This is a genomic window from Gelidibacter sp., assembly GCF_053579655.1.
In genome coordinates this window covers 44,945-58,232 of sequence record NZ_JBMDWE010000026.1, presented here as the reverse complement: position 1 = coordinate 58,232, position 13,288 = coordinate 44,945, and the positions used below count along the sequence as shown (strand labels likewise).

The following is a 13,288-nucleotide window of genomic DNA, read 5'->3' as shown; positions in this document are numbered from 1 at the left end:
CGACTGAAATTCCGCCGGTAATGTTCAAAAACACGTCTTTGGCCCCCAATCTAAATCCGGCACGCTTTTCTAAAACGGCCAACAGCATGTTCAAACGCTTGGCATTAAATCCGGTGGCCGAGCGTTGCGGCGTTCCATAAACTGCCGTACTTACCAAAGCTTGTACTTCAATCATTAAAGGACGCATTCCTTCTAAGGTCGATGCTACGGCATTACCCGATAGCTCTTCGTCTTTTTTGGAAATCAAAATTTCGGAGGGATTGGAAACTTCACGCAAGCCTGAGCCCTGCATTTCGTAAATACCCAATTCATTGGTAGAACCAAAGCGGTTTTTATGTGCTCTTAAAATTCGGAAGACATGATTGCGATCGCCTTCAAATTGCAATACGGTATCCACCATATGCTCCAATATTTTTGGACCGGCGATATTCCCATCTTTAGTGATATGGCCGATTAAAATAACTGGGGTTGCGGTTTCTTTCGCGAATTTGATTAGCTCGGTCGTGCATTCCTTGATTTGTGAAATGCTTCCTGAGGACGATTCGATATAATCGCTATGCAAGGTTTGAATGGAATCAATAACGACGATATCGGGCTCCAAAGCCTCAATTTGCTTGAAGATGTTCTGAGTCTTTGTTTCGGTTAGGATATAACAATTCGCGCTGCGCGGATTGATACGCTCGGCGCGCATTTTGATTTGCTGCTGACTTTCTTCACCAGAAACGTAAAGTGTTTTATAAGGCAGTTTTAATGAAATTTGAAGCAGAAGCGTACTCTTGCCGATACCGGGCTCACCGCCCAGTAAAATCAAGGAGCCTGGAACGATACCACCACCAAGAACGCGATTGAACTCTTCATCTTCGGTATTCATCCGCGCTTCTTGCGAAACGTCAATTTCATTAATACGCAAAGGTTTTGAAGCACGCTTTACCGTGGAAGTTGGCGTTTTCCAACTCGACTTCTCTTCCTTTTGGATAACTTCCTCAACAATGGAATTCCATTCTTTACAGGCCGTACATTGTCCTTGCCATTTAGAATATTGACTGCCACAGTTTTGACAGAAAAAAGTTGTTTTTAATTTAGCCATCCTTCAAAGTTTAAGCTAAAATAAAACTAATTCTGGTAAGAGTTCTTATTAAAAATCCTAATTGATCCTTTGTTAATCATCAATATCACTTTCATTATCATCTACGGCGATTGTAGTCAGTCCTTCAACTTTCAAAAGAATCAAATCTTTGTTGATATGCGGTGTAGATTCTAAATCCAATGCAGATTCATAGAGTTTTTTGGCACGCTTGGTTTTCCCTATTCTTTCAGCATGCAGCGCCATATAATAGGTGCCATAAGAGGTCGTAGGATCTTGCTTGTTGGCCAATTTCCCTATTTTTTCAAGAGAAGCGACATCACCGCGTTGCTCGGCAGCTTTGATAATTTTTTCAAATTCATCTTCAGAAATCGGCTTGTTGATTCCAAATAAATCGTCAATCTTTTTGTAACGCTTAGTAATATAAGTGTCTAAAGTGCCGTCGTACGTAAGAATGTCGTTTTTAAACTCTCTATCGCTAATAGGTTTATACAACTCAAATATTTTATCCAAGGCTTGAGATAAAGCACCAGTCACTAGCGTATAATGAGAATCTCCTTTAAAGTCATCAAAATAGTACTTCAAGGCTTTGTTATTTAATTGTCCTAATTTTTCGTTGGCCTCAAGAATACCAGTTCGAAGTGGTGCAAGGTCATCCTCACTCGTTGCCATATAATAAAAAACATCTTCTTTTAACCATTTCAATCGTTGAGCGATATTATCATCCATTTTCCCTATAAAATCTGGACTTAAATTAACATAGGCCTTAAACAACGGATCATCTTTCAATAAGAAAGAGTTCATGAAATTCGCCATAAGGTCATGGCCAACAGCAACTTTAAACTTACTCGTTTTATATTTGCGATCAATATGGGGGATTAATTCGGTGCTGATAAACTCATAAAATCGTGCTCCAAATTCAATAGGCACGCCTGAAATCTCATCATGATAGCTGTCGTAAAACCGATCTTTACCTTGAATAACACCTACAACAATGGCTTCTGGCATTTTATCAAAGTACGTTTGAAACGCAACCTGCCCAACAACAGGCTCAAACAAATAGTCGGCATCAAAAACCAAAATAACGGGATACTTTAAATTGGAATCCGCATCGTAGTCCTTAGGAAGCCTAATTTTCAATTCTCTGGTGGAATTTAACTTTCGGGACTCGAACTGTTCATAAATTGTTTGTGCGTTTATCGAAATACTGCACAGCAAGATGAATATAAAAAATAGGGCCTTTGTCATCGATGGGTAGGTTTAAGTTTGGTAGGGTAAATATATACAAATTATAGTTAATCTGTATAAATTATTCGATGAAATGCAGTATTTGGCTATTTTTGATGTTTTAACTTGTAAATTTTATCTAACAACATCTCCTTGTCAATAAAATCTGAAGCCTTTAAAAGCAAGCCAGATTGGTAGCTGTGCAACGCCTTTTTGACGTTATTTTCGTTTTCCCAATACATTCCTGTATAGTAGGCACTTATCATGGATTCTGGATATTCTTTTTGCGCTAATTTCGACAAATCTCTCAGTGCGTCGCGATCATCTTTTTTCATCCCAGCAGCCGCGACAGCTCTGATATCATTTTCGACCACCTTTTTCTCAAATCCGTAGAAAAACTTAATGTCGGCATACTTCTTTTGAAGATATTTAAAAGGACCTTCCGGATAGGTCAAAACCTGATCCGTATATTCCTTTTTGTTGATGGGTTTGTACAAAGAAAATATTTCATTTAAAGCCTTCGGAATGCCTAAGCCCACCAATGAGTAATGGTCAGCATCCGTAAAATCATCAAATCTATAATGCATTTTGGAATTGCTTATAATGCCCAATCGTGCGTTATGGTCAACAATTTTTCCTTTTAAACTGTCAATATCATTATCTGCCGTGGCCATATAATAGAAGGTATCTGTTTTTAAGCCTGTAACCCGATCTTGAACCCTTCCCGACATTTCGGGAGCCAAATCTGGGCTTAGCAAAATGAACGCCCTAAAGATGGGATTATCCTTAAACAAATAATAGTTAATGAAATTGGCACTCAAATCGTGTCCAGCAACAATTCTAAATTGGGAAACATTGTATTTACTTTCAATAAAAGGAATCAATTCCATCCCAATAAACTCAAAAAAGGAAGCACCTTCATGAGCAGGAAAAAAGATTTCCTTGTCGTAAAACAGGTCTTTTTCGCGACTTTTACCTTGATTAATACCCACTACAACACATTGCGGCATTTCCCCCCAATAAGCCTGATAATCAATATTGCCAGCAAATGGTTCAAATAAATAATCCCCATCTAAAACAATGACCAAAGGATATTGAAACTTATCTTCGGAATTATAATTTCTCGGCAACTGGATCTTTAGGTCTCTCGTTTCTCCTAATTTTAATGATTCAATAGGCTGGTAGATCACCTGTGCATCCATGAAGATACTGAAGAGAAACAATAGAAATAGGGTAATCTTTTGCATGTGGTAGGAAAATTAATATTAGCTACGGCAAGGTAAAAAATTATTCGGTTTTTTCACCGGCCTTATTAAATGATTAAAAAAGCATCATGCTTTAATTACTGTCTTTGTTTTGCTATTATAGATAGGTAAAAACAAGAACGAAAGACTTCCCATAATAATAATCATTAAGGTTTGGGAAGACCAAATAATCCATCCAAAAGCGATACTTGGATTTTCTGGAATAGCAAAAAGAGAAAAAGCCGCACCAATGGCCAATGGATATACAAAAATACCCCCATTAGTAGCCGCAACGGTAAAGCTTCCTGCAATAAATGCGATTAACAAGGCACCAATGGAAACCCCGTTTAAATCATCGACCGCCAACGAGGTTACATAAAACATCAGGACATACATCAGCCAAATAAACAAGGTATGAAAAATGAAGGCCCATTTCTGCTCCATCTTAAAGATACTCAAAATCCCCTCCAATAATCCACGAACAAAATCCCTCACTTTCAAAGCAATGTTAGATTGACTTTTTTTAAGGAACAAAAAGATGACAATGCAAAAAACAAGACCTAATACCCCTAAAAGCATCAGCTTTTTTGGCTGAAAGGATTTCTCCAAAAGGTCAAAAATAAAATCAAATTGGATTAAAAGCGTCACCGCAACAATGCTCAGCAGTATGACTAAGTCAGCCATCCGTTCGGCAATTATAGTACCAAATGACTTTTGAAAGGGCACGCCCTGATAATTTGTGAGAACCGCTGCGCGTAATACTTCTCCAGATCTTGGAATGCCAAAATTGGCCAAATAGCCAATAAAAACGGCCATGACACTATTGGGAAACCTCCAAGAATACCCCATAGGTACAATCAGATATTTCCATCGATAGGCCCTTGACAAATTACTTAATAATCCAAAAAGCATTCCTAGAGCAATCCAACCGTAGTTTGCCGTTTTAAAATAAGGAATGATTTCATCAATGGGTAATTTTGAAAAGGTGTACCATCCAAAAAAAGCAGCCAATAAAACCGGCAGGACAATCCGCAGTGTTTTTTTAGTCTTTGGGTTCAATACTACTTGAGTAAGTTGGTCGCTTCATCAGGAAAAACCAAAGAAGGTTTAAATGTCCTGGCCTCTTCCAGATCCATAAACGCATAGGTGATTAAAATAAGCGTATCGCCAACGGCCACTTTTCTTGCTGCAGCACCGTTAAGTGTTATTTCGCCAGAATTTCTAGGACCAGGAATCACATAAGTATCCAACCGTTCACCATTGTCATTATTGACAATTTGAACTTTTTCGCCTTGAATCATATTGGCGGCATCCATTAAATCTTCGTCAATGGTAATACTTCCAATATAATGAAGTTCAGCTCCCGTACATTTGACACGGTGTATTTTCGATTTTACAACTTGTATTTGCATATGGCAAAGGTAATTAATTTAGCGCTATATTATCAATAAGTCTGATGTCTCCAACAAACACGGCAATAAACGCTCGGTATGATTTTAATTTTGATTTTCTTTTCACGGATTCCAAGGTAGCTTCATCAGCAATGGTAAAATATTCCAAGGTAAACAAATCCTGCTTACCAAACTGTTTGACAACCCATTCCGTGACTTCATGAGCACTTTCTGTACCAAAACGCTCTTTGGCAGTTTTTAATATTTTATATATAAAAGGCACGGCTTCCCTCTGACTTTCCGTTAAACGTTCGTTTCTGGAACTCATCGCGAGTCCGTCGTCAGCCCTGAAAATCTCACAGCCAATAATTTTTACCGGCAAATGATACTTTTCTACCATCTTTTCGATGATTCGTAATTGCTGAAAATCCTTCTTTCCAAAGTAAGCCACATCGGGCTTTACGATTTCGAAAAGTCGTTTCACAATGGTTCCGACCCCATCAAAATGACCTTTACGAAACTTCCCTTCCATTTGATGTTCCAAACCATCGAAATCAAAATTTTCGGAAGCTATGTCATCGCCATAGATATCATCGGGTGATGGGGCATAAACGATGATATCATTGGAAAGTTTTTTCAATAATTCCAAATCGTTCTCCAAGCTTCTCGGATATTTCTCAAGATCGGAGACGTTGTCAAACTGGGTCGGATTGACAAAGATACTGACCACCATTTTCGTGTTTTCCAGCAAACCTTGCTTAATTAATGACAAATGTCCCGCATGCAAAGCACCCATAGTGGGCACAAAACCAAGGGTTTGATTTTGGCCGCTCAGACCGTCTAGAGCCTGTCTTAACTCTTCTTTTTTATGGCAGATTATCATCCTATAACAAAAAATTAACTCGGTGCAAACTTAAGATTTTACCAACAATCTGCATAAAATTTCGTACTTTTGCGTGTTTTAATTTTTAATTTTTTAAATACGTAATTTATGAAAGATAAGAGAATATTGTATGTGTCTTCCGAGGTTGTACCTTATTTGCCTGAAACTGAAATTTCTTCAATGTCATTTGAAGCACCAAGAATGGTAAATAAACAAGGTGGACAAATACGAATATTCATGCCAAGATATGGAAACATAAATGAACGTAGACATCAACTGCATGAAGTAATAAGACTTTCAGGCATCAACCTAGTCATCAATGACCTGGACATGCCTTTAGTGATCAAAGTAGCCTCAATCCCTAAGGAAAGAATTCAGGTTTATTTTATTGACAACGAAGAATATTTTAAAAGAAAAGCGACGTTAACGGATGAAGATGGAAATCTTTATCCAGACAACGATGAGCGTGCCATATTTTTTGCCAAAGGCGTTATTGAAACCGTAAAAAAACTAAATTGGGCACCAGATGTCATTCATGTTAACGGATGGTTGGCCTCGTTGCTCCCTATCTACCTCAAAGAGTATTACAAAAACGAACCTTTATTCGCTGAAAGTAAAATTGTGACCTCTGTATACAATCAAAGCTTTGATGGAACGTTAGACATGAATATGATCAACAAAGTGAAATTTGACAACATTGATGAAGCCGCTATTAAGGTACTAGAAACCCCTAATTACATTAACATCATGAAGGTCGCAATTGACTATTCGGACGCCATCATAAAAGGTTCAGCTGAACTCCCTAAAGAACTGGAAGACTATATTGAAGCTTCCAAAAAGCCTTTTCTGGAGTATTTTTCGCCAGAAGATTTTGCCGAACCCTATTCTGAATTCTATAACAACACCATACTGAACTAAAAACCAGCTAAACCTGTGTTATTTCCTTTTAAACCCATCTAAAGATCGTAATGAGAAACAAAAAACCCGCCTTGAAAAACCTATTTGTTCTAGTTATATTAACGACTGCGTTCGTTGCATGTGACAAAGATTTTATATCTCTTGACTCAGATATTTCTGGAGAAAATAATTTTGGTGTTTCTGATAACAAGTATGAGGTCATCGCCTATACCAAAAAACTTGGCCCAGTTCAAACGAATGGGTTGCCTTCCAATTTATTTGGTGTTTATAAAGACCTGGTTTATGGTAATACCACAGCAAATTTAGTAACCCAATTGTCACCAACCGTAATGGATCCAAAATTTCCTACGGAAACAACATTGGACTCTGTAGTCGTGACTATTCCTTATTTCAGCACCTCTAAAGGCATTGAAAAAGGTGTAACAACTTATAAGTTAGACTCGATTTTCGGAAATGGCCCTATCAACTTCAAACTTTATGAGAACACCTATTTTCTGAGAAGCTTTGATCCAAGTTCAGGATTTGACACACCTCAAAAGTATTATTCAGACCGTTCTTTATCGGCTTCAAGTCAAATTCCCTTGGCTTCATTGCGCGGTACAGAATTACTTAATGTTACCAAATTTAATCCAAGCAACAAAGAGATCAAACTTAAACACGGAGCAGATAGTACACAGTTAGCGCCTGCTATGCGATATAAAATGGATCCTAGTTTCTGGAACAATAAAATCATTAGTAAAGGAGGTAGCGCAGAACTGAGCAATACAAACAACTTTCAGAATTACTTCAGAGGCATTTATTTTGAAGCTGAGGCTATCGGTAACGATGGCAACATGATGCTCCTTGATTTAGGATCGACCAATGCAAATATCACCTTGTATTACAGTTCACCTTCAACTGGGACTGACGACGAACGTGTCAAAGGCACATATCGCTTGAATTTTTCAAATAATAAAATCAACTTTTTTGACAATGATTTTACGCTGGCAATTCCGGAAGGCAATCCAATTACAGGCGATGAAAAATTGTACCTTAAAGGTGGACAAGGCGCCATGGCAGTCATTAATCTCTTTGGAGGCACTGACGTTGACAATGATGAAGGTACCCTTACTGAATTTGAAAAATTCAAAAATGATTTTGTGGTAACTGAAAACGGCAAATTCAAAAAAGCCAAAAGATTGATCAATGAAGCCAACTTGGTTTTTTGGGTAGATCAAGCGTTTACACAAGGTCAGGAACCGGATAGAATCTACATTTATGATACAAAAAACAAAATTCCTCTAGCCGATTATAATTTCGATTCTGCAGATATGGTTGACGCCAATAATTCTAGAATCAATCATCTTGGTAAATTACAAAGGCAAACTGATGTCAAGGATTCGGAAGGCGTGAAATACAAAATCAAAATTACTGAACATATCAAGAATCTTTTATTAAGAGACTCCTCAAACGTAAGCCTGGGCTTAACAGTTTCGTTAAACGTCAATACAGAAGTCACTAATGAGGGTAAACCAAGAGCACAAAAATCCATTCTATCCTCCAACAACAGTCCAGTTAAATCATTACCTGTTAGCGACATACTATCTCCAAAAGGAACAGTTTTATATGGTAATAAGGTAAATGATGAGAATAAAAAATTATATTTGGAGATATTTTATACTGAACCAAACAACTAAATATTATGTGTGGAATTGTTGGATACATAGGTCATAGAGAGGCTTACCCGATTGTTTTAAAAGGATTACAACGCCTAGAATACCGTGGCTATGACAGCGCCGGTATTGCCTTGTATGATGGCAAGGACCTCAATATGTGCAAAACAAAAGGCAAGGTTGCCGATTTGCAAGAGCGTTTAGAAAAAGAAATGTCAACTAGCGGAAAACTGGGGATCGGACACACCCGTTGGGCCACACATGGTGTTCCCAATGATGTGAATTCCCACCCACATTTTTCCAATTCTGGTAATTTGGCCATCATTCATAATGGGATCATTGAAAATTATGACGCCTTAAAAAAAGAATTGAGTACGCGCGGCTATACGTTTCAATCAGATACAGATACGGAAGTATTGATCAATCTGATTGAAGATGTTATGATCAATGAAAAAATACAACTAGGAAAAGCAGTTCAAATAGCCCTCAACCAAGTTGTTGGCGCTTATGCGATCGCTGTGTTTGATAAAACCAAACCCAATGAAATTGTTGTAGCCAAATTAGGTAGTCCGTTGGCTATTGGGATTGGCGAAGGCGAGTTTTTTATTGCCAGTGATGCTTCTCCATTCATTGAATATACTGAAAACGCCATCTATCTGGAAGATGAAGAAATGGCCATTATCAGATTGGATAAAGATATTAAAATCAGGAAAATCCAAGATGACTCTTTAGTTAATCCTTACATTCAAAAATTACAGCTCAATTTAGAACAGATCGAAAAAGGTGGCTATGAGCACTTTATGTTAAAGGAAATTTACGAACAACCTTTAGCGATAAAAGATACCTATAGGGGCCGATTGTTAGTGAATGAGGGCATCATAAAAATGGCAGGTGTTGAAGATAACATGAAGCGTTTTCTTAATGCCGACCGTATTATCATTGTGGCCTGCGGCACTTCATGGCATGCTGGATTAGTAGCCGAGTACATTTTTGAAGACCTGGCAAGAATCCCAGTGGAAGTAGAGTATGCTTCAGAATTTAGATATCGAAACCCAGTCATTACCGAAAAAGATGTGGTGATCTCCATTTCACAATCAGGTGAAACTGCCGATACTTTAGCCGCTATTAAATTAGCAAAATCGAAAGGTGCTTTTGTATTTGGAGTCTGTAATGTTGTCGGTTCATCTATCGCAAGAGAAACCCAAGCGGGCGCATACACACATGCGGGCCCAGAAATTGGGGTGGCTTCTACTAAAGCATTTACCACTCAAATTACAGTCTTAACCTTAATCGCATTGCGTTTGGCAAGAGCCAAAGGCACCATGTCAAGTACGGACTATCGCAGACAGTTACAAGAATTGGAGCTTATCCCAGAAAAAGTGAAAATTGCTTTAAAAGCAGATAAACATATACAAGAAATAGCTCGAACTTATAAAGATTCACCTAATATGCTTTATTTAGGTAGAGGCTATAACTTCCCTGTAGCTTTAGAAGGTGCTTTAAAACTTAAGGAAATCTCGTACATTCACGCCGAAGGCTATCCTGCTGCCGAAATGAAACATGGCCCTATTGCGCTTATCGATGAAAACATGCCAGTCATAATTGTGGCGACTAAAAAAGGACATTACGATAAAATAGTCAGTAACATTCAAGAGATTAAAGCGCGAAAAGGAAAAATTATCGCCATTGTAACCGAAGGTGACGAACACGTGAGAGAGCTTGCCGATTACGTAATTGAAGTTCCTGAAACCTTGGAGAATCTATCCCCTTTATTGACGACCATTCCGTTGCAATTATTATCTTATCATATTGCAGTAATGCTAGGAAAAAACGTGGATCAACCACGAAATCTTGCGAAGTCAGTAACTGTAGAATAACCACCATTTCAGAATTTATGTTCTGAAAACATGGAGTCTAACAAAAGGCTAAAAACTATCTAATTATAGTTTTTAGCCTTTTTTATTTAATAAATTCTATAAATAATTGCCGATTGTTTATCAAATAATACTATGCACGCATAATTTTGTATAAAAATAATTCAAAGTATCATTTTATTATTTATATTGGTATCCACAATCAACTAACTCCCTAAAATGAAAACAATTCTTAAGATTATGATGCTGCTAAGTGTTGCTCTAACTTATGCGCAAACAACAGTAAAAGGACACGTAACAGATGCCACTGGCCAACCGTTACCAGGAGCCAATGTGATTATTGTAGGCACATCAACTGGGACGGTAACCGACTTTGACGGAAACTATATTTTAAACGCTTCTCAAAAACCACCATTTTCTATTCAAGTAAGTAGTGTTGGTTTTGAAACTATAACAAAGCAAGTGACCGCAACAACTCAAACCCTTGATTTCAAACTGAACGAAGGTACGTCTCTGGATGAAGTAGTTATTTCTGCCTCAAGAACGCCAGAACGTGTGTTCGAATCGCCAGTAACTGTTGAAAGGTTTGGTCTCAAAGAAATCAATAACACGGCTTCCGCCGGTTTTTACGACGGATTGGAAAATTTAAAAGGTGTTGATGTCAACATGAACAGTTTAACCTTCAAATCGATTAACACCAGAGGCTTTGCCACCTTTGCCAACACGCGTTTTATGCAATTGGTAGATGGTATGGACAACGCAGCACCAGCTTTAAACTTCCCAATTGGCAACTTAGTAGGGATGAACGAAACGGACGTCCTAAGTGTTGAAATCCTTCCGGGTGCAGCTTCTGCATTATACGGTGCGAATGCCTTTAACGGTATTCTTTTTATGCGCAGTAAAAACCCTTTCGACTTTCAAGGTATTAGTGGTTACCACAAACAGGGGTTCACATCCCAAGATGCTGCTGGAGATAACACCTACCGAGATTCTGGACTAAGAATGGCTTATAAATTCAGCGATTACTTCGCAGCCAAAGTTAACTTCGGCTGGTTAAAAGGAACCGACTGGACCGCTAACAACTACCGTGGAAAACCTGGAACTGGAGCTACACGAGCAAGTTTAGATTATGATGGCTATAATATCTATGGTGATGAAGTGTCAACTAATATTAACGGTGTTGCACAAACATTAGAAAAAATGGGCCTTATTCCAGCCGGTGCTAGTGCAATAGTTCCTTCTGTAGTTGTGAGCAGAACAGGTTATGAAGAGCGCGATTTAACAAATTATAACGCAGAAAGTATTAAAGCAGACTGGGGACTTTACTTACGCCCATGGGCCAATGATTTCGAAATCCAATACGTTGGTAAAATAGGTACAGGTAGTACCATTTACCAAGGTACCAACCGCTATAACATCAATGGTTTTACCCAACAACAACATAAAATCGAATTAAAAAACAACAACTTCTTTTTAAGAGGATACGTTGTAGCAGATAAAGCTGGAGATTCTTACGACATGGTCTTTACGGGAATTAACGTGAACAGAACATGGAAGCCAGACGCCACATGGTTTGGAGAGTATGCAGGCACTTATTTAAAGTCCACTTTGGGCGGGGCTACAGATGCTCAAGCTCATGCCTTAGCAAGACAAACTGCAGAGACGGGACGTTTGATACCAGGTACTCCAGAATTTAAATCGGCTTTTAATACGGTAATTGGCAATCCTGATTTAGCACAAGGTTCGCAATTTAGAGATGCCTCTAAATATTATCATGCGGATGCCAATTACAATTTTTCACACTTATGGAATGTTATCGACATTCAAGTTGGTGGATCTTACAGACAATACAATTTAAATTCATTCGGAACTATTTATACTGACTTTGATGGTCCGATCGATTATTCTGAATATGGCGCATATACCCAATTACAAAAGGAATTAAGTCTTGGTGGCGATATGAAAGTAAAATTAACAGGATCCTTACGCTATGACAAATCTGAGTTTTTTGAAGGGTTTTTGTCTCCAAGACTTTCTGCAGGTTGGACCGTAAATCAAAGCCATAACATCAGAGCTTCAGTACAAACAGGATTTAGAAATCCAACCACTCAAGATTTATTCATTGGCTTAGACGCTGGTAGAGCAATTTTAGTTGGATCTGCACCTTCTAACCTGGATCGCTATGTTAGAACTTATGCCATCAGTACTGCTGGTCAAATAGGATTCGGACAACCTGCAACCATCACCCAAACTGGTGGAGCTGGGTATACCAATTCCTATTTGGCATCTTCAGTTCAAGCTTTTGCAGCCACAGGTAATCCAGCACTTTTAGAAGTTGGAAATCCGGATCTTGTTCAACCTGAAAAAATTACTTCAGCAGAAATCGGATATCGCGGAAAGGTCAATAAAGTTGTTTTTGACATGAGTGTTTACTATAACAAATACAAAGATTTTATCTCTAGTGAAGTTGTTATTGCACCTTTCTACGGCACCGCTGGAGACGGTGGATTATCAATCATGGCTATTGCAAATGGTGACTATAAAGCCTATTCACTCTATACTAATTCCCAAGCAGACGTTAACTCATACGGTGGCTCAATAGGCTTAGAAACTAAAGTTTTTGGAAACTTTGATTTAGGAGGAAGCTATACCTACACGAAACAAGATTTCGATCAAGCAGCATTTCCTGATTTCAAAACAAGTTTCAACACTCCGTTACATAAAGCAAAAGTTAACTTTGGCAACACTGATTTGTTTAAGAATTTCGGATTTAACGCTGCATGGAGATGGAGTGACAAATACTTCTGGCAAGCTACATTTGGCGATGGTCACATCCCTGCATACCACACACTTGATGCACAGCTGAACTTAACTGTGCCTTCTTTGAAATCAATCTTTAAGGTAGGTGCGACCAACGTTCTTGGTGAAGAGTACTTTACAGCGATTGGTACAGGTTCTATTGGTTCTATGTACTATGTATCTTGGACTATTAACAACTTCTAAAACAAAAAATAC

At 38.3% G+C, this 13,288-nt stretch carries 10 protein-coding genes; 4 read left to right on the top strand and 6 right to left on the bottom strand.

What is annotated here, in order from left to right; translation table 11 throughout:
• From radA to panC, 6 genes are all read right to left on the bottom strand, one after another.
• Nucleotides 1–1,087: DNA repair protein RadA (gene radA, locus ACOH2D_RS13380; protein ID WP_449535543.1), on the bottom strand; the 1,087-nt coding region annotated here is incomplete at its 3' end.
• Nucleotides 1,088–1,159: 72 nt separating this feature from the next.
• Nucleotides 1,160–2,332: an alpha/beta hydrolase gene (locus ACOH2D_RS13375; protein WP_449535542.1), complete on the bottom strand. Its 1,173-nt coding sequence runs from the start codon at nt 2,330–2,332 to the stop codon at nt 1,160–1,162.
• A gap of 86 nt (nt 2,333–2,418) precedes the next feature.
• The gene (locus ACOH2D_RS13370) at nt 2,419–3,558 is read right to left on the bottom strand and encodes an alpha/beta hydrolase (RefSeq protein ID WP_449535541.1); all 1,140 of its coding nucleotides are present in this window, start codon (nt 3,556–3,558) and stop codon (nt 2,419–2,421) included.
• Nucleotides 3,559–3,642: 84 nt separating this feature from the next.
• The gene (locus ACOH2D_RS13365) at nt 3,643–4,614 is read right to left on the bottom strand and encodes a lysylphosphatidylglycerol synthase transmembrane domain-containing protein (RefSeq protein ID WP_449535540.1); all 972 of its coding nucleotides are present in this window, start codon (nt 4,612–4,614) and stop codon (nt 3,643–3,645) included.
• 2 nt (nt 4,615–4,616) lie between these two features.
• The gene (gene panD / locus ACOH2D_RS13360) at nt 4,617–4,967 is read right to left on the bottom strand and encodes an aspartate 1-decarboxylase (protein ID WP_348034700.1); all 351 of its coding nucleotides are present in this window, start codon (nt 4,965–4,967) and stop codon (nt 4,617–4,619) included.
• Between the two features lie 13 nt (nt 4,968–4,980).
• Nucleotides 4,981–5,829 carry a pantoate--beta-alanine ligase gene (panC, locus tag ACOH2D_RS13355; protein WP_449535539.1) on the bottom strand — a complete coding sequence of 283 codons (849 nt, stop codon included), beginning with the start codon at nt 5,827–5,829 and terminating at the stop codon, nt 4,981–4,983.
• A gap of 108 nt (nt 5,830–5,937) precedes the next feature.
• On the opposite strand from panC, the gene ACOH2D_RS13350 reads away from it, so the two are divergent.
• The 4 genes from ACOH2D_RS13350 to ACOH2D_RS13335 all read left to right on the top strand — a co-directional run bounded on the left by ACOH2D_RS13350 (nt 5,938) and on the right by ACOH2D_RS13335 (nt 13,276).
• Nucleotides 5,938–6,747, top strand: coding sequence for a glycogen/starch synthase (locus ACOH2D_RS13350; RefSeq protein ID WP_348034698.1), 810 nt, complete (start codon nt 5,938–5,940; stop codon nt 6,745–6,747).
• A 50-nt stretch (nt 6,748–6,797) separates the two neighbouring features.
• Nucleotides 6,798–8,423, top strand: a complete 1,626-nt coding sequence (bamH, locus tag ACOH2D_RS13345) for a BamH family beta-barrel-assembly machinery protein (protein WP_449535538.1) — start codon at nt 6,798–6,800, stop codon at nt 8,421–8,423.
• Between the two features lie 5 nt (nt 8,424–8,428).
• A complete protein-coding gene (glmS, locus tag ACOH2D_RS13340) occupies nt 8,429–10,276 on the top strand; it encodes a glutamine--fructose-6-phosphate transaminase (isomerizing) (protein WP_449535537.1) in 1,848 nt (615 codons plus the stop codon).
• A 216-nt stretch (nt 10,277–10,492) separates the two neighbouring features.
• Entirely contained in the window at nt 10,493–13,276 is a 2,784-nt protein-coding gene (locus ACOH2D_RS13335; protein ID WP_449535536.1) for a TonB-dependent receptor, read from the top strand.
• Nucleotides 13,277–13,288: the final 12 nt, after the last annotated feature.

Bases quoted from the DNA above. Each gene is read 5' to 3' on its own strand.
- panC (WP_449535539.1), bottom strand. From the start codon at position 5,829: ATGATAATCTGCCATAAAAAAGAAGAGTTAAGACAGGCTCTAGACGGT.
- bamH (WP_449535538.1), top strand. From the start codon at position 6,798: ATGAGAAACAAAAAACCCGCCTTGAAAAACCTATTTGTTCTAGTTATA.
- panD (WP_348034700.1), bottom strand. From the start codon at position 4,967: ATGCAAATACAAGTTGTAAAATCGAAAATACACCGTGTCAAATGTACG.
- ACOH2D_RS13370 (WP_449535541.1), bottom strand. From the start codon at position 3,558: ATGCAAAAGATTACCCTATTTCTATTGTTTCTCTTCAGTATCTTCATG.
- glmS (WP_449535537.1), top strand. From the start codon at position 8,429: ATGTGTGGAATTGTTGGATACATAGGTCATAGAGAGGCTTACCCGATT.
- ACOH2D_RS13350 (WP_348034698.1), top strand. From the start codon at position 5,938: ATGAAAGATAAGAGAATATTGTATGTGTCTTCCGAGGTTGTACCTTAT.
- ACOH2D_RS13335 (WP_449535536.1), top strand. From the start codon at position 10,493: ATGAAAACAATTCTTAAGATTATGATGCTGCTAAGTGTTGCTCTAACT.
- ACOH2D_RS13375 (WP_449535542.1), bottom strand. From the start codon at position 2,332: ATGACAAAGGCCCTATTTTTTATATTCATCTTGCTGTGCAGTATTTCG.